The organism is Pseudocnuella soli (assembly GCF_004347775.1).
In the GTDB taxonomy this organism is placed as follows: domain Bacteria; phylum Bacteroidota; class Bacteroidia; order Chitinophagales; family Chitinophagaceae; genus Flavisolibacter; species Flavisolibacter aquaticus.
This window is the reverse complement of sequence record NZ_CP037755.1, coordinates 1,267,151-1,285,657: the sequence shown is the minus strand read 5'-3', so window position 1 is coordinate 1,285,657 and position 18,507 is coordinate 1,267,151. Positions and strand designations below refer to the sequence as shown.

The 18,507-nt window shown below is 49.5% G+C and carries 15 protein-coding genes; 7 read left to right on the top strand and 8 right to left on the bottom strand.

What is annotated here, in order from left to right; translation table 11 throughout:
• Positions 1-30: 30 nt before the first annotated feature.
• Both EPD17_RS05490 and EPD17_RS05485 read right to left on the bottom strand, forming a co-directional pair.
• Positions 31-1,665 carry a SulP family inorganic anion transporter gene (locus EPD17_RS05490; RefSeq protein ID WP_132052432.1) on the bottom strand — a complete coding sequence of 545 codons (1,635 nt, stop codon included), beginning with the start codon at positions 1,663-1,665 and terminating at the stop codon, positions 31-33.
• 271 nt (positions 1,666-1,936) lie between these two features.
• Positions 1,937-2,284, bottom strand: a complete 348-nt coding sequence (locus EPD17_RS05485) for a hypothetical protein (RefSeq protein WP_114237271.1) — start codon at positions 2,282-2,284, stop codon at positions 1,937-1,939.
• 329 nt (positions 2,285-2,613) lie between these two features.
• Between EPD17_RS05485 and EPD17_RS05480 the strand changes: the two genes are divergently transcribed.
• The 4 genes from EPD17_RS05480 (at position 2,614) to EPD17_RS05465 (ending at position 7,440) form a co-directional block, all read left to right on the top strand.
• On the top strand, positions 2,614-2,961 hold the full coding sequence (locus tag EPD17_RS05480; protein ID WP_132052430.1) for a hypothetical protein: 348 nt from the start codon (positions 2,614-2,616) through the stop codon (positions 2,959-2,961).
• Positions 2,962-3,057: 96 nt separating this feature from the next.
• Positions 3,058-4,710, top strand: a complete 1,653-nt coding sequence (locus EPD17_RS05475) for a peptidase domain-containing ABC transporter (protein WP_132052428.1) — start codon at positions 3,058-3,060, stop codon at positions 4,708-4,710.
• A gap of 46 nt (positions 4,711-4,756) precedes the next feature.
• Positions 4,757-6,079: an HlyD family secretion protein gene (locus EPD17_RS05470; RefSeq protein WP_132052426.1), complete on the top strand. Its 1,323-nt coding sequence runs from the start codon at positions 4,757-4,759 to the stop codon at positions 6,077-6,079.
• Complete coding sequence (locus EPD17_RS05465) at positions 6,076-7,440, top strand: TolC family protein (protein ID WP_132052424.1); 1,365 nt, start codon at positions 6,076-6,078, stop codon at positions 7,438-7,440. The genes EPD17_RS05470 and EPD17_RS05465 overlap by 4 nt, the downstream gene beginning before the upstream one ends.
• Before the next feature lie 246 nt (positions 7,441-7,686).
• Here EPD17_RS05465 and EPD17_RS05460 read toward each other — a convergent pair whose 3' ends face one another.
• From EPD17_RS05460 to EPD17_RS05450, 3 genes are all read right to left on the bottom strand, one after another.
• A complete protein-coding gene (locus EPD17_RS05460) occupies positions 7,687-7,929 on the bottom strand; it encodes a DUF6814 family protein (RefSeq protein WP_132052422.1) in 243 nt (80 codons plus the stop codon).
• A 234-nt stretch (positions 7,930-8,163) separates the two neighbouring features.
• A complete protein-coding gene (locus EPD17_RS05455; RefSeq protein ID WP_132052420.1) occupies positions 8,164-9,693 on the bottom strand; it encodes an MFS transporter in 1,530 nt (509 codons plus the stop codon).
• A gap of 260 nt (positions 9,694-9,953) precedes the next feature.
• Positions 9,954-10,250, bottom strand: coding sequence for a GIY-YIG nuclease family protein (locus EPD17_RS05450; RefSeq protein ID WP_132052418.1), 297 nt, complete (start codon positions 10,248-10,250; stop codon positions 9,954-9,956).
• A 302-nt stretch (positions 10,251-10,552) separates the two neighbouring features.
• Between EPD17_RS05450 and acs the strand changes: the two genes are divergently transcribed.
• The 3 genes from acs to EPD17_RS05435 all read left to right on the top strand — a co-directional run bounded on the left by acs (position 10,553) and on the right by EPD17_RS05435 (position 13,659).
• Positions 10,553-12,466 (top strand): acetate--CoA ligase, encoded by a 1,914-nt coding sequence (gene acs / locus EPD17_RS05445; RefSeq protein ID WP_132052416.1) that lies wholly within the window; start codon positions 10,553-10,555, stop codon positions 12,464-12,466.
• A gap of 237 nt (positions 12,467-12,703) precedes the next feature.
• Positions 12,704-13,228, top strand: coding sequence for a hypothetical protein (locus EPD17_RS05440; protein ID WP_132052414.1), 525 nt, complete (start codon positions 12,704-12,706; stop codon positions 13,226-13,228).
• A gap of 35 nt (positions 13,229-13,263) precedes the next feature.
• Complete coding sequence (locus tag EPD17_RS05435) at positions 13,264-13,659, top strand: hypothetical protein (RefSeq protein WP_132052412.1); 396 nt, start codon at positions 13,264-13,266, stop codon at positions 13,657-13,659.
• 20 nt (positions 13,660-13,679) lie between these two features.
• Here the strand turns inward: EPD17_RS05435 and EPD17_RS05430 are convergent, their stop codons facing one another.
• The 3 genes from EPD17_RS05430 to EPD17_RS05420 all read right to left on the bottom strand — a co-directional run bounded on the left by EPD17_RS05430 (position 13,680) and on the right by EPD17_RS05420 (position 18,434).
• Positions 13,680-16,457: a class I SAM-dependent DNA methyltransferase gene (locus tag EPD17_RS05430; RefSeq protein ID WP_132052410.1), complete on the bottom strand. Its 2,778-nt coding sequence runs from the start codon at positions 16,455-16,457 to the stop codon at positions 13,680-13,682.
• 240 nt (positions 16,458-16,697) lie between these two features.
• The gene (locus EPD17_RS05425) at positions 16,698-17,267 is read right to left on the bottom strand and encodes a L,D-transpeptidase family protein (protein ID WP_114237281.1); all 570 of its coding nucleotides are present in this window, start codon (positions 17,265-17,267) and stop codon (positions 16,698-16,700) included.
• 339 nt (positions 17,268-17,606) lie between these two features.
• Positions 17,607-18,434 (bottom strand): porin family protein, encoded by an 828-nt coding sequence (locus EPD17_RS05420; RefSeq protein WP_165929533.1) that lies wholly within the window; start codon positions 18,432-18,434, stop codon positions 17,607-17,609.
• Between the last annotated feature and the right edge of the window lie 73 nt (positions 18,435-18,507).

The window sequence follows — 18,507 nt, the reverse complement described above, 5'->3', positions numbered from 1 at the left end:
TGCTGTAGTTGCGCCAATGGCGCTTTTCCATTAAAGCTTTTGCATCTCCGGCTCGGGCTCAATGGTCTTTTCGTGGGTACGCACCAGCTTTACAAATTCGCTGTTGCGCTCCAGCAACTGGTTATTGAATCCCTGGTCGCGGTACTGGCTTTTTTTCAGCTCCACGCGAATGTCTTTCAACGGTGCATGCAGCATAAAGTCTTCGATTACCTCAATTACATCACGGTCAATAAAATCGGCCCTGCTGGCATCAATCAATACCGAAGCACCTTCGGGCACTTCTTCAAGGCGGTTTTTGATGATGGGCTTATTGAGGAAAGAAACATCCTTGCGCAGGCGGAACAAATAATTGCTGGCATCGTTCACCACCAGCACCGCGCTGCGGAAGTTGGTACGGAGTACGAAAATAAGACCCACGCCAATGCCGATGAACACACCTTTCAGCAGGTCGGTGAGCAGGATGGCAATGATGGTGATAACAAAAGGCAGAAACTGGTCCCAGCCTTTTTTGTAATACATTTTAAACAGGCTCGGCTTGGCCAGTTTGTAACCGGTAAAAATGAGGATGGCAGCCAGTGCGGCCAGCGGAATCTGGTTGAGCAGCACCGGGATCAACGCCACACACAACAGGAGCAACAAGCCATGCATGATGGTAGATGCTTTTGATTTGGCACCGGAGTTTACGTTGGCCGATGACCGCACAATTACCGAGGTAATGGGCAAGCCACCAATCAGGCCCGAAAGGAAGTTACCCACGCCCTGTGCTTTCAGTTCTCGGTCTTTGTTGGTAACCCGCTGGTATGGGTCGAGATCATCGATGGCTTCAATGCTCAACAAGGTTTCCAGCGATGCTACCAGTGCCAATGTAACTGCCGTGATCCACACCGTGGAATTGGTTACCTGGCTCCAATCGGGGAAAGTAAAAAATGAAAGAAACTCGCCTGCTGAATTTGCCGCTGGGATGTTTACCATATGGCTTTGATCCAGTCCACTTCCGTTTGCAGTAAATGCCAGGTTGATGCCCACTGCCACCAGCACCACTACCAGCGGTGCGGGTATCAGGCGTACAAAACCTTTTTTGTTGGACACAAATGCCTCCCATGCAAATTGAAAAATCAGGGATACCGCACCAATGAGCAGCGCCACCGGCGTAATGGCTTTCAGTGCATGACCAATAGCGGTAAATGTGTTTTCGTTGTTGGCCTGTACAAACGATTCATCGCCTTCATAATCCGCGTCGTAACCAATGAGGTGCGGAAACTGTTTGAGAATGAGGATGAGGCCAATGGCCGCCAGCATGCCTTTGATCACGCTGTTGGGAATATAATCGCCAATAACACCGGCTTTGATAAAACCCAGCACCATTTGCAAAAAACCGCAGAGCACTACCGCCAGCAAAAAGGCTTCAAATGATGGCAGGTTCAAGATCGCTGCCGCCACAATTGCGGTAAGGCCGGCTGCGGGGCCGCTTACACTAAGCTGCGATCCGCTCAATGCGCCAATAACAATACCACCAATGATACCGGCAATAAGGCCGCTGAACAAGGGTGCATTAGATGCCAGGGCCACACCCAAACACAGGGGCAGGGCCACCAGGAAAACAACAACGGATGAAGGAATGTCCGACCGGAGGTTTTTAAATACAGAAGCTACACGTTGAGCCATCGCTATGATATTTATATAATGATTTCAATGCACACTAAGGCGGGTTGCACTAGCATGTTTACCAGGGCAGGGATCAGGCCCATCACCCATTTATGCCAACAAATGCAGTACCATCACCTTAGTTAGGGAGCCACAGCATGCGCAGCAGGCTATATATTTTTATTGCTGAAAGATCAAGACGGCCATTACAATACTAAAAGTATCGAGGGAACGGGGCAGGCGCACAGCAGGCCAACACGCTTACAACAAAGCAGCGTGTGTTACAGCAATATTACCCAAGTTCGGGAGGGGGAGAAAGCAGTTCAGGATGAAATGCGGAGTATAAATCGTCGGGGTGACATTTATAAGTAAGCTCGATGGTGTTGGAAGGTACCTGATATTGGTGGGGCTCGTGCAGGTACTCCGAAAGGTTGCTGCCGCCGGCTTCAACCCGTTCTTCGTTGGTATTGGTCAGGGGGTTGGGCACTTCCTCATCGGTTATGCCCTGCGACACCAAGACGTCCTGCTGCGCCTCATATACAAACGGCGTACTAACGGTGAGCCACATGAGCAGCACCATCATCAGCAGGCTGTGAAACCGCTTCAGCACGTTATCGTATGTATTATTTTTTGCTTGCATCGGGTTTGTAAAGCTACAACAGTGGTTTCAGCAAATGGAAACTAAATCTACTGCCGAGCGGACAAATCTTATTTGGTGTTCGTTTATCCAGAGCCAAATGTTTTGGATCGTCGCAAAAATATAGATGCTGGTGCTGAATTACAAACGGATCAGGTCAAAGACCCCATTTTTTTATCTTCTTTACCATTTAAGCACAAATATGTTTACGTCTGCGACATAAAAGAAAATATAGCCAGATAACTATTTTTTAACCGTTTCAAATAAAAAAATCTGGTCTATAATGAACACTTTTGCGCCGAAATTGTTTATTCAACATTTGCTCTATGCTCATGGCAACCCATAAAAACAATGCAACAAACGGCGCCATTGCATCTGCCTTGCTGATGCTGGCCGCATTGCTATGGCTCACCATCAGCACGCCTTTTGTGTATGCCGGCCGGCAGGCGGCCGCTGAGCATTTGCAAAAAGATAAAGCTGCCCAGCAGAATGCGCCGCTACAGGGCGCTACTGAAGAACGGGCCGAGTCGGGCATCAACACCTTATCGGAATACCTGCACGAGCAACAGCAACCCTGCCCCTACGGCGAGCCGCTGCTGGCACACGAAAAATGGCATATTGCCCATCCTTACATTTCTTTCCACCCCGAGTTTCATTGCCCCCCTCCCAACCTGGGTTAGTGCAAATTTTGCATTTGCCTTTAAGGGCAAATTAGGCCCGATGCAATTTGTTGCGTCCGGATTTGTGTACAGCATTACATCAACAACCACGTGTTTATGGAACAAAAGATCAGCTCGTTTGCGCGGCTGTGGAGCCTTGTGCGGCTCGATAAAAAAGATATTACCACGGTTTATTTCTACGCTGTTTTAAACGGCATTATTCAACTGTCCCTTCCCCTGGGCATCCAGGCAATTATTGGTTTTGTACTGGGCGGTTCGGCATCGGCATCGCTGGTGCTGCTTATTTCGTTGGTGGTGTTGGGAGTACTATTCAATGGGTTGCTGCAGATCAACCAGATGAAGGTGATTGAACGCATACAACAACACATTTTTGTGCGCTATGCTTACTCTTTTGCCGAACGCATTCCACGGCTCGACATGAAAAGTGTGGATGGCTATTACCTGCCCGAGTTGGTGAACCGTTTTTTTGAAACGCCCACCATGCAAAAAAGCTTCGCCAAACTCCTGCTCGATCTGCCCACGGCCATGATCCAGATTATTTTTGGCTTGCTGCTGCTTGCGTTTTACCACCAGGCATTCATCCTGTTTGGCCTGGTGCTGATACTGGTGCTGTGGCTTATTTTACGGCTCACTTCATCGCGGGGTATGGAAACCAGCCTGGAAGAAAGCCGGTATAAATATGCGCTGGTGGCGTGGTTTGAAGAAATGGCCCGGGTGATCAAAACCTTTAAGTTTTCGCAAACCACCGGCATTCATATGCGCAAGGCCGACCAGCGAACGATGGGCTACCTCGATGCCCGCAAAGATCACTTTGCCGTGCTGCTGATGCAATACCGTGCATTGGTTGGTTTTAAAGTATTGATCACTGCAGCCATGCTCATTGTAGGCTCTGTATTGTTGGTAAACCAGCAGATCAACATTGGCCAGTTTATTGCCTCCGAAATCATTATCCTCACCGTGATTGCATCGGTTGAAAAAATTATCATCAACCTTGACAGCCTTTATGATGTGATGACCTCGGCAGAGAAAATTGCAAAGTTGATTGAAAAGCCGCTCGAGCACAACGGCACCATGCCCATGCAGCCCGGTCAGCCCATCGGCATCGAGGCGCAGTCGGTTACGTTTGGGTACAACGGCCACCCCATTTTGCACGACCTCAGCTTCCGCATTGCACCGGGACAAAAAGTGTGCATCACTGGCGAAAACGGTGCGGGCAAAAGCACCTTGCTGCGCCTGCTCAGCGGCGCCTACTCGCAGTTTGATGGATCGGTGCTGGTAAACGGCGTGCCTATTTTTAATTACAACCTCGACTCGTACCGGGCACATAGCAGCATTTTGCTGCACCACGAAGATGTGTTCCAGGCCACGCTGCACGACAACCTGACCATGGGCCGTGCCGATGTTGACACTGCCTACCTCAACGAGCTGGTAGCCAAAGTGGGCCTTACGCCATTTTTGGCCAGCCTTGACAAAGGGTACGACACCGAGCTGGACCCTGCGGGCAAAAGACTGCCGCGAAACGTGGTGCAAAAAATTCAGCTGGTGCGGGCCTTATTGATAAAACCCGGGCTGTTGCTGCTGGAAGAACCTTGGCAGGGCGTGGAAGCGCCGTACCGGCAGCAAATTCAGGACTTATTGTTGCACGAATTAAAAAACACCACCGTACTGGTTTCCTCTGCCGATCCGCATTTTGCGCAGCAATGCGATGGCGTGATCGACCTCACGGCCAACACACGCCGCGGCAGGTAAGCGGGCAAAAAGAATAACATCAAATAATCTGGCAACCGATTGAAATATGAACGACTACGATTTTAAAGCATACCAACATATTTACCGGCAGGGCAAAAAAAGCCATATACGCCTGTGGCTCATCGGCCTTTTTTCGGCACTGATCATCCTGCTGTTTTTGCCCTGGACGCAAAACATAAGGGCCAAGGGTACGGTTACCGCACTGCGGCAAGAAGACAGGCCACAGGAGATCAACACCATCATTGGCGGCCGCATTGTACAATGGCGGGTAAAAGAAGGCGACTATGTAAAACGGGGCGATACGCTGGTGCAGCTGGCCGAAATTAAAGACGCATACCTCGACCCGCAACTGGTGGACCGTACCCGCGAACAACTGGAAGCAAAGGAGCAAACGGTAAACTATTATAACAACAAAGTGCAGACTTCCGGTCAACAGATTGAGGCATTGAACAGTGCACTGTCCATTAAAATAAACCAGCTCGAAAACAAGATGCGGCAGCAGCGCCTGAAGGTGCAAAGCGACAGCATGGAAATGATTGCTGCTGCCAATGATTTCAATATTGCGGCCAAACAGTTTGAACGCCAGCGGGCCATGTTCGACAGCGGGCTGGTGTCGCTAACGCAATTTGAACAGCGCAACCAAACTTACCAGAATGCGCTGGCAAAAAGACTGAGTGCTGAAAACAAGTTTATGAACAGCAAGCAGGAACTGGGCATCATCAACCTCGACCTGAATGGCACGCGGCAGGAATACACCGAGAAAATTGCCAAGGCCGAAGGCGAACGTTTTCAATCTTTATCGCAAATAGCCACAGGCCAGGGCGACATTGCCAAACTGCAAAACCAGTATGCATCGTACAGCATCCGCAACGGCATGTATTACATTATTGCGCCGCAAAGCGGACAGGTAATTAAAGCCACCAAAAGCGGCATTGGCGAAATTGTAAAAGAAGGCGAAATGCTGGTGCACATTGTGCCCGATGATATTCAATACGCAGTGGAAATGTATGTGCGGCCGGTGGATCTGCCCCTGGTAAATGCGGGCCAGTCGGTGCGGTTTATGTTCGATGGTTTCCCGGCCATTGTATTCAGCGGCTGGCCGCAGGCATCATACGGTTTGTTCTCGGGGCAGGTAGTGGCGGTTGAAAGCGACGTAAGTGTAAACGGCTTGTTTAAAGTATTGGTAACCGAACTGCCCGGCGAACGGCCCTGGCCAAGGGAGTTGAAAATGGGCACTGGCGCCAACGGCATTGCCCTGTTGAAAAACGTGCCGATCTGGTACGAGTTGTGGCGCAACATCAACTCGTTTCCACCCGATTATTACCAACCCACCAAAGAGGAAGCAGCGGTGGCAAAAAACAAACCATGAAAACTATTGGCTTAAGCATTTGCATTTTACTGGCGCTTGTTGCGCATGGGCAACAGGAGTTTACCCAACAACAATTGTTCGACGTCATCAAAGCTTATCACCCGGTGGCGCGGCAGGCATCGCTGCAGGTGCAAATAGCCAGCGCGGAAGTTACTGCGGCCCGCGGCGCATTTGATCCCCTGTTGCAATCGGACATCAGTAAAAAAGAGTTTGGCGGCACGCAGTATTATAACCATCGTTTGCACCAGGTAAACATTCCTACCTGGTTTGGCATCAACATCAATGCCGGCATTGAAGAACTGACTGGCGAACGCACCAACCCGGTGGATACAAAAGGTTCATCGAGTTTCATTGGCCTGTCGGTGCCGCTGGCAAACGGGCTGCTGATGGATGGCCGCCGTGCCGCACTGCAGCAGGCCCGCATATTTGAACAGGCATCGCAGGAAGAACGCCGCGTGATGCTCAACGACCTGATGCAAGGCGCAGCCACTGCGTATTGGAACTGGTGGCAGCAGTACCAAACGTTTCAATTGTTTACCGAAGCTGCTGCTAATGCGGAGCAGCGTTTTAATTTGATCAAAACCGCGTACCGCATTGGTGAGCGGCCAGCCATTGATACACTGGAAGCCCTGGCGCAATTGCAAACTTTTCGCATACAGCGGGCAGGTGTAGCACAGGAGTTGCAAAATGCACGGCTGCAACTTTCGATGTACCTGTGGCAACAGGAAGGGCAACCTTATGACCTGCCGCAAACAGTAACACCTGTGGCGCCGGATGGCATATTGCTGGCCGATGCAGACCAGTTGATTGCACAGCACCCGGCATTGCAACAATACAATTTCAAGATCGATGCACTGCGTGTAGACCGGCGGCTGAAGGCGCAATACCTGCTGCCTTATATTACTTTAAAATACAACCAGCTTACCGGCAGTCATCGCATTGGCGATGCATTTAAATCGCCGCTGTTTGAAAACAATTATCGGTATGGTGTAAGCATGGCTTTGCCACTGCGCCTTTCAGAAGGAAGGGGTTTGTACCGGCAAGCCAAATTAAAACTGGAAGCGGCCGAATGGGAACGCACCAACAAACAGGTGGAGCTGGAAGTAAAGCTGCGCCAGTACCGCAACGACTGGACCCAACTGCTGGAGCAGGTAGCGCTGCAACGCACTGCAGTGGCTCAATACACGGGCCTGCAACGTGCCGAGGAAATGAAATATGCCAACGGAGAAAGCTCGCTGTTCCTCATCAACAGCAGGGAAGTAAAAACGCTGGAAGCAAGGCAGAAACTGGTGGAGCTACAGGCCAAGCAACAAAAAGCGGCAGTTAGCATTCGGTGGGCCGCCGGTGTGCTGGCTGATTAGAATTAGACAAGCAATGAATCGTCATTGCGAGGCGCCATAGCAGTTTAGTGAACAGGTACATGATGGCGCCGAAGCGATCTCCTGCCTACTCATGGTTGATCAAAACTTACACGTACCGCAACCATGCAAATGCAGGAGATTGCTTCGGCGCACAACACCCAAAGAAGTTACTGTGACACTACAGCGCCTCGCAATGACAAATACTGCGATGACAAATGTTGCAATAACGGGTAGTGCAATTAGTGATCAATCCAGTTCCTGCGAGCTTTCGGGCAGGTGGTCGTATTCACCCTTCCATGCATAGTAGCCAAATATGATCATGCCCACTGCAATGGGCAGAAAAACAATCACAAAAACACCCCACTGAATCTTGGTATCGATCACCGGCTTGGCAGCAATTTCAGATGCAGCAGTTTTGATTAAATAAAACATGGCCACCGGCCCCAGCAGCATCCATACAATGCCTGCGTATCTTTTAATTTGATCCATTTTGATTAACGATTTACGAATGAAGATTTACGATTATACTACAACAACGTTGGTGCGGACTACATGCCCTTTCCAACACCATTGATGCGAACACAAAATTTACTTCTTGCAACATTTTTATACGCTGAATAGTCTTCACATCTACAGCCACCTATTCACCTCTCACCATTCACCATTCACGATTGACTATTCACCATTGACCATTCACATTTCACGATTGACGTTTCACGAACATTAATCATTCACATCGGGATCAATCCTATTGCTAATGTACAGCGCACCAATGACCAGGCTCACTGCCGCAATGATGATGGGATACATCAACCCAACCAGTTTATCATCGGTATAAATGGTGGTGAGCAGCGTGGCCACAAAAGGCGTTAAGCCGCCAAACACACCATTGCCAATATGATACGGCAACGACATAGATGTGTACCGGATCTTTGTTGGAAACAGCTCCACCAAAAATGCAGCAATAGGTCCATACACCATCGTTACATACAGGATCATCAGGAACACCAGGCCCACCATTTTCCAGTAATCATTTCCACCCAATAATTTCGATACCTGCACCTGCGGTTTCACTGTTGCCTGCACTGGTGTGGCATATACCGTATCGCGTTGGGTGGTCATGGCTACCATGCCCGATGCGTAGTGTGCCGTGGTTACCAGCGTACGCAGCTTATTGTCGCTGTTGGCAATACCGTCGGTTGTTTCTTTTTGTTCGGTGGTGGCGGCCACTTGCTGCTCCGTGTTGGAAATATCATACATGGCCTGGAACAGCGGCCGGTAGGTAAGCACCGCCAGCAGCATGCCGGTTAAAATAATCCATTTGCGTCCGATCTTATCGCTCCATGAACCAAACACTACGAAAAACGGCGTGGCAAAAAGAATGGCCCAGATCAGTATGGTGCGGCTTTGTTCGAAATCTATTTTACAAACATTTTCCAAAAAGCTTTGCGCATAAAACTGGCCTGTGTACCACACCACGCCCTGGCCCATGGCTGCGCCAAAAAGCGCCAGCAGCACCATTTTCAGGTTGGCGCGGTGACCAAAACTTTCCTTCAGCGGGTTTACGGATGTTTTGCCTTCGGCCTTTAGTTTGGTAAACAGCGGCGACTCTTTCATCTTCATGCGGATGTAGATGGAAACCACCACCAGCAGGATGGAAACAAGAAACGGAATGCGCCAGCCCCAGTCGTTGAACTTGGCAATAGAAACCTGCGGATCGGGGTCGAGGGCACTACGGGTAATAAGGATCACACCCAGCGAAACAAAGAGCCCGAGTGTGGCCGTTGTTTGTATCCACGATGTAAAAAATCCGCGCCGCGATGCCGGTGCATGTTCGGCAACATAAGTAGCCGCACCGCCATACTCGCCGCCCAACGCCAGGCCCTGTAGCAACCGCAGCACCAGCACAATAATGGGCGCTGCAAAACCAATGCTTTCGTAAGACGGCACCAGGCCAATAGCAAAGGTGGAACCACCCATGAGCACCAGCGTTAGCAGGAAGGTGTATTTACGCCCAATCAGATCGCCGAGGCGGCCAAATACCAGAGCACCAAAAGGCCGCACAATAAAGCCTGCGGCAAAAGTTGCCAACGTAGAAAGCAATGCCGCCGTGGGGTTGGTGTTGGGAAAAAACTGCGTGGCAATAACGGTTGCCAGCGAACCGAAAATGTAAAAGTCGTACCATTCGATGAGTGTACCGAGCGAAGAAGCACCGATCACTTTCCAGATGTTGTTCTTTGTGGAATGCGGCATATAGCGTTCGTTAGTTTTCGGCGTAGAAGATATAGGATGCGGTGCTAACGATGAAAAACTTTTAATAAACAGCGCCGATTGCTGAATAAATGAGCGATGAAAGGGTTGATTTTAGTGTACAATCATGTTCAAGTAAAAATGGTATTCATCACGTTCGAAAAGAGAAATAACAACTACCGGCGCTTTAAAGGGCAACCCGCCACCCGCGGAGTTGTCATGCCGAACTTGTTTCGGCATCTCCCTACATTTAAGTGTAATCTTCAATACCACTCAGCCGCCAAATCCATCAACTCCGGGTTTATAGTCCGGGCCAAATTGATCTTCCATTCGCGGTGCCAGTTCTTGAGATTTTTCTCCCGGGCAATGGCCTGCTGAACATCGGTATACGTTTCGTAGAAGATGAGCTCGCAACAATTGTATTTGCCCGTAAAATTGGCTTCGTCATTTTTATGTTGCCAAATGCGCTGCTGCAAATTGCCGGTAACGCCAATGTAAAAAGTGGTCAAATGCATATTGCTCATTATGTACACGGCGTATGGCTCGGAATTGCGTAGCATGAGGATAAGCTAGTGCATTTCCTGTGAGGATGCAAGTGCCTAATGGTTGTAGGAGATGCCGAAACAAGTTCGGCATGACAACTCCGCGGCTGGCGGGTTAAACTACGTGATGCAAATAACAGTTTGATTTGGTTAGGTCCACTCTTACCCATTACTCAAGTTCCTTGCTGGCGATTGAAACAAAACGCGATTTTACCTACAACACTTTCAAACTAAAGATACCCACAGCGCCCATCTCCAACCCACCGCCGCTCCTCTGTTGTCATTTTCAGTACATTTAAACCCCACAAATAAAGATTGGCATGTCATATCCCTATCAAATTACCAGTAAAGAACAATACGACGCGGCGTACCAACAAAGCGTAGCGCAACCCGAGGCTTTTTGGGCCGGCGTGGCGGAACATTTTGAGTGGCGCCGACGTTGGGACAAAGTGCTGGATTGGAACTTTGCAGAGCCGCATGTGGCCTGGTTTGCAGGTGCCCGCCTCAACATCACCGAAAGCTGCCTCGACCGCTATGTAGCCACCGATCCGAACCGGCCCGCCATCATTTGGGAGCCCAACGACCCCGAAGAACACCACCGCGTACTCACTTACAAAAACCTGTATGATAAGGTTTGCGAGTTTGCCCATGTGCTGCGCAACAATGGCGTGCAGCGCGGCGACCGCGTATGTATTTATATGGGTATGATTCCCGAACTGGCCATTGCCGTGCTGGCATGTGCCCGCATTGGCGCCATCCATTCGGTGATCTTTGGCGGCTTCTCGGCACAAAGCATTGCCGACCGCCTGCAGGATGCAAAAGCGGAATACATTGTTACCTGCGATGGTGCATTCCGCGGCACCAAAGACATTCCGCTGAAAAGCGTGATTGATGATGCGTTGATCGCTTGTCCGTTTGTAAAACGCGTTATTGTTTGTACCCGTACCCGCACCCCGGTGAGCATGATCAAAGGCCGCGATGTGTGGTGGGAAGATGAAGTGAAAAAAGTAGAAACGCTGGGACTGACTGAATGCCCTGCCGAAGAAATGGCCGCCGAAGATCCCCTTTTTATTTTATACACGTCGGGCTCCACGGGCAAACCCAAGGGCGTGGTACATTCCTGCGCCGGTTATATGATTTACACGGCGTATTCGTTTGTAAACGTATTTAATTACCAACCCGGCGACGTACATTTTTGCACCGCCGATATTGGCTGGATCACGGGCCACAGCTATATTTTATACGGCCCGCTGGCCGCAGGCGCCACCACGCTGATGTTTGAAGGCGTACCCACATGGCCCGATGCCAGCCGCTTTTGGCAGATCGTGGAGAAATACAAGGTCAACATCCTGTACACGGCACCAACGGCCATCCGCTCCTTAATGGGTTTTGGGCTGCAGCCATTGCAAGGCTACGATCTTTCTTCGCTGAAAGTATTGGGCACCGTAGGCGAGCCCATTAACGAGGAAGCATGGAACTGGTACAACGAGCATGTGGGCAAAAAGCAATGCCCCATAGTTGACACGTGGTGGCAAACCGAAACCGGCGGTATTTTGATTTCGAATATGGCCAATATTACGCCGGGCATCCCATCATGGGCCACGCTGCCGCTGCCCGGTGTGCAACCCATTTTGGTAGATGAGAACGGCACCGAAATAACGGGCAATCCTGCATCGGGCAACCTATGCATCAAAGCGCCATGGCCTGCCATTATCCGCACCACTTATGGCGATCATGAGCGCTGCCGCAACACTTATTTCAGCACTTATCCCGGCATGTATTTTACCGGCGATGGCGCCCTGCGCGATGAGGCGGGCAATTACCGCATTACCGGCCGCGTGGATGATGTGCTCAACGTAAGCGGTCATCGCATTGGCACTGCCGAAGTAGAGAACGCCATCAACATGCACGCAGGCGTGGTGGAGAGTGCAGTGGTGGGTTTTCCGCACGACATCAAAGGACAAGGCATTTATGCTTTTGTGATCTTCCAGGGATTGCATGAAGACGAAAACCTGACGCGGCAGGATATTTTGCAAACCGTTAGCCGCATCATCGGGCCCATTGCCAAACCCGATAAAATCCAGTTTGTAACCGGCCTGCCCAAAACCCGCAGTGGCAAGATCATGCGGCGCATTTTGCGCAAAATTGCCGAAGGCGAAACGCAAAACTTTGGCGACACATCTACGCTGCTGGACCCGAATGTGGTGGAAGAAATTGCGGGCGGAAAAATGTAGCGGGAGTCGGAAGACGGAAGACCGCAGTCGGAAGAAAGTTGAGCGTTATGTGTTAAGTGTAAACAAACAAAATATCCCGGAGTCAAGACTCCGGGATATTTTGTTTGTCATTGGCTAAATGTAGTTCGGCATAACTCCCCAATAGTACAACGACAGCTAAAATTCACCCTCCTGTGCAACCCGCACTTTTAAATTTCATTTTCGCCAGTTAATTTAGGTTGCCTGAAACCAACCTTTATGATTGAATGGCTGAACCAGGCTCATGCATTGAAGTTGCAGGACTTCTTCCTTATCATTTCCATTAATGGGGCTATTTCATTCCTGATCGCCCAGTGGGTTAAAGCAAAGATCGACGGCTCCATCAAACACGAGTATGCTAAACAACTGGAGGATATTAAAAACCAGCATACCAGGCAACTGGAGGATATCAGAAAGCAAAATGCACGGCAACTGGAGGAGTTCAAGTTCGAAATACGCAGACGAGAACAGGCAGCGAAGATAGCAGAGCTGTTTGCGCTTCTTTATCCCGGCAACGGTGCTACCATTGAAACTTCAAAAGCCAACCAAATCAACTGGGAGCTATGCCTGTGGCTGCCGGGAAACATCCTGAAAGAACTGCAACAAGCATTGCAAGGAGGACAAGGGGCAAAAGATCCAAAAGCCATTTTGATAGATATCAGAAAAAATATGCTGCAGCTTGAGGCGCCTGATATCACTGAGCAGGATATCATGTTCATCAAGCAAAAACAACATACACATTGAAGGGCAATACAATTTTTCCACCTAAAAAACAACACATGGAACAACTAAGTAAAAAGTTTACCGACCACACCACCTCCGGTACGAAGGATGAGCCTATTCACCGATACGAAAAGGTGCTGCAGGTAACTGCAGATGCACTGAACAAGCTATCGGAAAACGAAAAATTTTACGACATCCGGCTGATCGGTTTGGTCCTCATGGCTGTTGGCCTATTCTTTAAATTAACGCCGCTTCCGTTTCGGTGGCAATTGGCCACCACGGAGTTTAACTTGATCTTTTCAATGGGCGCCCTGCTGCTCATGATAGGCTCTTATTTTAAAACCAAGAATGAACGGGAAAAACGGGAAACCGTTGTGAAGGCCGGCGAGGCAGCCATGAATGGCTGGGAGGCACAACCCGGCCCTATGCGCAGAAGCGGATTGGTTCAATAGCCCAATATGCTGCAGCAGGTTCAGGGCTTTTTGCGGCGCGGCTTTTCTGGTACAAACAATCCCGCCGTGTACTTATCATACAATTCAAACAGGAACTCGATGCGTTTGCTTTCCGACGGAAAAGGTTGCGGACGATAGCAAAGGTCCACGGCTTTGTCAAGAGCCCGGTGGGCTTTTACCAGTACGGGCGGCATCGTGTTCGGGTCGTATAAATCAGCAAGGGAGGCGGTGGGAAACTGTGCCCTGGCATCGAGTACGGCTTGTGCGGTGGTTTCCACGGCGGCTGTTTGTTTATCGGTGGGTGCTTCGGGCCAGGGAAAGTTGTTGTAGACAATATCGTTTGAGTACCGATAGTCACTCTTTATTCTACCGCATGTATATTTTACCCACACCATATGCATTTTGGAACTCAAAACACCCCAATCTGATAAAGTGCAATTAATAAGCGCTGTACAAGAGTTGCCAACTATAAAGTCAGGAGTAAAAAATCCAAACGGTATGTACTGACGATTTTCTGAAGTATGTATTGGGATTAAGACATAGTTTGAAATTGGTTGTCTTTGCTCTGCAAAAAGAGTTGGGAAAGCTGCAAGTTTCCTTGTAGCCTCTTTGCTTGATGCTTCGCGAAAGATTCGCACATTTTCGACCCTCTCTTTAACTTTTGCCAAAGATTTCAATTCTGTTGGACTAATATCTTTCAACCATAAGCACCACCTTCGTTCATTATCTAAAAATTCCTTTGCACTTAAAAAAGGCTTAATAAATTTTTTTGCATTTGGTTCTTCTTTTAAAAAATCGTTTTTCTCTTTATCAGTGAAGAAAAAGTTTCCATCGTCCACCGGTTTACTTCCGTATAATGTCGCAGGGGCATTGCAGATACTCTTTTTTCGCGATACTAAGAATGTATCTGCTCCTTCAACCAAATATGGATTAATGTTTTTCACGTCTATTTCATGTGGCTCTCCTCTTAAACCTTCGTACTCATAAATTCTTTTGTCATCAATATCAAAGTTTGCAAAGCCAATTATAACTACATGTACTGCCGCATTTCCTCTTGCTTCATTTCTCCAACTGAATGTCCGATGAGCAAAATGAATTTTGCATTTGTATTTATGGAACAATTCATTCCACAATATGCTGACTTGTTCACCCTGGGAAATTGAATTAGTAGAAACAAAGGCCGTCTTTGTTTTTATTGACTGTTGCATATATTGCGCGGCTCTAACATACCATGCAGTAACATAATCCAGTACACCGGCGCCGTTGACTCCTGTAAATACAGCCTCCATGTCTTTCTTCTGTTCTACATTCTGTAAACTCTTCCCCACAAACGGCGGATTTCCCAATATATAATCATACGTCGCTCCTACTTCATCAATCAAACTTTGCCAATCTACCCTCAATGCATTCGCATGTTTAATCGTTGCACTTTTCGTTAGCGGTATGCGGGGATAATAGCCGCCAAAGGTTTCGCTCACCTTCATGTTCATCTGGTGGTCTATCAGCCACATGGCCACCTGCGCAATCTGCGCCGGGAACTCCTCGTACTCGATGCCGTAAAAGCGGTCCACGTTGCACTTGGCCAGCAGGGCAATGTCCACCCCGGCGCTGGCTGCTACTTCAGCCCTTATTTTTTCGTGGGTAAACAGGAGGGTTTTAATCACTTCCAGTTCAAGCAGGCGCAGTTCGCGGTAAGCCACAATCAGAAAGTTACCGCAACCGCAGGCCGGGTCTAAAAAGCGCAGCTTACTTAGCTTGTCGTGAAACTGAAGCAGCTTTGGCTTGCTGCTTTTTACTTTTTCAAATTCGGCGTACAGCTCATCGAGGAAGAGCGGCTTAATTAGCTTCAGAATATTTTTTTCGCTGGTGTAGTGGGCACCCAGGTTGCGGCGGGCCTTTTCGTCCATCACACTCTGAAACAAGGAGCCAAAAATGGCCGGCGAAATAGTGCCCCAGTCCAGTGCGCAGCAGTCCATCAAGGTTTTGCGCATCTCGCTGTCGAAGGCCGCGGTGCGCAAGTGTTCTGCAAACAGCTTTCCATTGATGTAGGGAAAGGCGGCCAGGCTTTCATCGAGGTTCTTTAGCCGCTGGCCTTCCGGCGTGTTCAGCACTTCAAACAATTGCGACAGGTGCAGGGCCAGGTCGCTGCCGTCTTCTTTTGTGTTCAGGTCCAGGTAATCGAAAAAAATGCCTTTCTCCCAAATGTTGGTATCGTCGGCAAACAAGAGGAACACGAGCCGCACCAGGTACACCTCCAACTGGTGGCCGGTGTAGCCGTTGGCTTTTAGCTTGTCGTGCAGGCGGCCCATCAGTTCGGCCGCGGCAATGTTCACCGGGTCCTGCTCTTTGTAGGTTCGCTTTTGGTAACCGGCAATAAAACCAAACAGGTGCACATGCTCAACCAGTTTGGCCAGCGCAAACTCGTGGTGGGTGGCGCTATCTAAATCGTACAGCCTGAATTTTTCAAAATCGGAAACAAGGATGTAGCGGGGCAGTTCGGCTTCCTTAAGGCCGGGGAAATAATCTTTGGCCTGCTGGTAGGCTTTGTCGAGGCTCCGGCCACGGCTTTTGTGCTCAATGAGCAGCTGGCCTTTCCAGAGGAGGTCAATGAAACCGGTTTTGGCGTCAATCTTTTTTACCTGTTGTTCAAAGGTGGCCACGCGGCGGCGGCTAATGCCAAAGACGTTGAAAAAATCGTCCCAAAACGATTTGGCTTCGGCATCTTCGCTCCATTCGGTTTCCCATTCTTTGCTAAAGGCGAGGGCACGGCTTTTAATTTCATTCCAGCTCAGGGGCATGTGTTAGCTTTTGGCTTTAGCCCACAAAATAAGAAAAGTCCGAAGACGGAAGACGGAAGTCCGAAGACAGTCAGGAGCGGAGAGTTGGGAGCAGAGAGTAGGCAAACAAAAATCCCGGGGTATTGGCTCCGGGATTCTTTTGTTTTATTTATATAATGCTATCAGGCCAATGTATTTACTGCTCACAGCGCTCATAATTTTTCCGACTTCCGTCTTCGGACTTCGGTCTTCCGACTCATCCTACTTCCTGATCACCACCGGCGTACCCACTTGTATGTAGCTATATACTTCCTGTACGTCGGAGTTTTTGAGGGCAATGCAGCCATTGGTCCAGTTCTTAAACCGGTCAATCATAAACTCGTCGTTGGGCCAGGTGCCGTGTATGCCTATGCCGCCACCCGGCGACGCATTGCGCGGCACCTGGCCTTTACGTTTCCATTCTTCGAACCGGGCTTTGTGGGCCGGCGTGGGGTAATCCAGCGCAAGGAAACGGCTCCACTTAGCATGCGGCCGCTTGTCCACGATCCGGAAACTTCCTTCCGGCGTCAGCTTGTCGCCTTCCACTTTTTTATCGGCCAGTGGGTTGGCGCCAAACACCACGGGGTAAGTGGCGTACCAGCCTTTGGCATCGTACACATGCAGTTCGTAATCCGATTTATCGATGACGATGGAAACAGGCCCGCTGGGCAAGGCAGCGCCCCGGTAGCTGGCCGATGTAACGGTGATGGCCTTTTTGGAAGTGCGGGTCATTTTACCGGCAAATACCATAGTTCCCAAGAGCAATGCGGCACAAAAAAGGGTGGTTTTCATAAATCTGCGTTCGAGGGTTAGCGGTGCTGAAGGTGTAACGCAAGAATAGGATTTTTTATTTTTCAATGGCGCCTATTTGGCTAAATGAAAACAAAATGCGGCTGACAAAATAAATGCTCCCCGTTCAAAAGCACGCCCATCATCTGACGACTTCCGCTTCCACAGTGTCGTCATGCCGAACTTGTTTCGGCAGCTCCTTCAATCGCCGGAATTTTCTGAGTGTGCAGGAGATGCCGAAACAAGTTCGGCATGACAAGTACGCTGATCGTAGAGCACTCAATAAACCAAAAGCCCCTTCCGCAATCGGAAGGGGCTTTTGGTATAGTGCAATTTGGCCTATTAAAAATAGCTGAGGCGGATGCCGATGTTGTACGGGGTTTGGTCGAGGCCTTTTTCCCACATGCTTTTGGTAGCATAAGAACCATACAGCCGCACCACGCCCAGGCTCAGTTCGCCGATGTACGACACTTTGAATTTGCGCAGGTCGAAGTTGTCGTGGTTTTTATCAATGTCGTTGTCGTTGGTTTTAAACTTCTGGCGGGCCGAGTAAAGGTAGCCGCCGCTTACACCGGCTGCAAAGCCAAAACCTTTTTCGCGTTTGGGGGTAAAATTAAAGTTCAGCATCAGCGGCACGGTTACATAATCGGCGGCCAGCTTGTTCTTTTTCAGGTTGGTGAGGGTGGCATCTTTTACAATGCGGGTTGGGTTTTCTTCCAGGCGCACCTGCCTGTCGTCAAAGCGGTAGTTGTTCAGTTCCACGCCCAGGCCATACTTCAGGCTCACGGCGTTTTGGATCAGTTTTACTTTTTGCATAAACACCCACAGGTTCACGTTGATCGATTTACCGGTGCGCAGTTCCAGGCCATCCTTGTCGAAGCCGGGGGCAAATGCCTGTGCTGCCGGCGAGCTGTAGTTGGTGTTATCGCTCCAGTTGGCAAAACCCAGGTCCACGATCCACCAGTTGGTGTTTACCTTGCTGTTCGATTTGCGTACGGGTTTTACACGAATCTCGCTTTCCTGGCCTTTTTCAGCCGGGCCATTTTTCCGGATAATCACCATGCCGCCAATCCGCACGGTATCGGCCTGCTCTTGTTTGGTGGTGTCGGTTTGGGCTGATGCTGCAAAGCCAATCGAGAGTGCACACAGGGCCAGGGCTATTCGTTTCATTGTACTGATCTTTTTCATATTGCGGGGTTTACTTGTTTTGGTTAACTATTTTTTTATTCGGGTTTGTTTCTTT

Excerpts from the sequence above, each read along its gene's own strand:
- EPD17_RS05430 (WP_132052410.1), bottom strand. The coding sequence starts at position 16,457 with ATGCCCCTGAGCTGGAATGAAATTAAAAGCCGTGCCCTCGCCTTTAGC.
- acs (WP_132052416.1), top strand. The coding sequence starts at position 10,553 with ATGTCATATCCCTATCAAATTACCAGTAAAGAACAATACGACGCGGCG.
- EPD17_RS05465 (WP_132052424.1), top strand. The coding sequence starts at position 6,076 with ATGAAAACTATTGGCTTAAGCATTTGCATTTTACTGGCGCTTGTTGCG.
- EPD17_RS05425 (WP_114237281.1), bottom strand. The coding sequence starts at position 17,267 with ATGAAAACCACCCTTTTTTGTGCCGCATTGCTCTTGGGAACTATGGTA.
- EPD17_RS05485 (WP_114237271.1), bottom strand. The coding sequence starts at position 2,284 with ATGCAAGCAAAAAATAATACATACGATAACGTGCTGAAGCGGTTTCAC.
- EPD17_RS05480 (WP_132052430.1), top strand. The coding sequence starts at position 2,614 with ATGGCAACCCATAAAAACAATGCAACAAACGGCGCCATTGCATCTGCC.
- EPD17_RS05460 (WP_132052422.1), bottom strand. The coding sequence starts at position 7,929 with ATGGATCAAATTAAAAGATACGCAGGCATTGTATGGATGCTGCTGGGG.
- EPD17_RS05435 (WP_132052412.1), top strand. The coding sequence starts at position 13,264 with ATGGAACAACTAAGTAAAAAGTTTACCGACCACACCACCTCCGGTACG.
- EPD17_RS05490 (WP_132052432.1), bottom strand. The coding sequence starts at position 1,665 with ATGGCTCAACGTGTAGCTTCTGTATTTAAAAACCTCCGGTCGGACATT.
- EPD17_RS05440 (WP_132052414.1), top strand. The coding sequence starts at position 12,704 with ATGATTGAATGGCTGAACCAGGCTCATGCATTGAAGTTGCAGGACTTC.
- EPD17_RS05475 (WP_132052428.1), top strand. The coding sequence starts at position 3,058 with ATGGAACAAAAGATCAGCTCGTTTGCGCGGCTGTGGAGCCTTGTGCGG.
- EPD17_RS05420 (WP_165929533.1), bottom strand. The coding sequence starts at position 18,434 with ATGAAACGAATAGCCCTGGCCCTGTGTGCACTCTCGATTGGCTTTGCA.
- EPD17_RS05455 (WP_132052420.1), bottom strand. The coding sequence starts at position 9,693 with ATGCCGCATTCCACAAAGAACAACATCTGGAAAGTGATCGGTGCTTCT.
- EPD17_RS05450 (WP_132052418.1), bottom strand. The coding sequence starts at position 10,250 with ATGCTACGCAATTCCGAGCCATACGCCGTGTACATAATGAGCAATATG.
- EPD17_RS05470 (WP_132052426.1), top strand. The coding sequence starts at position 4,757 with ATGAACGACTACGATTTTAAAGCATACCAACATATTTACCGGCAGGGC.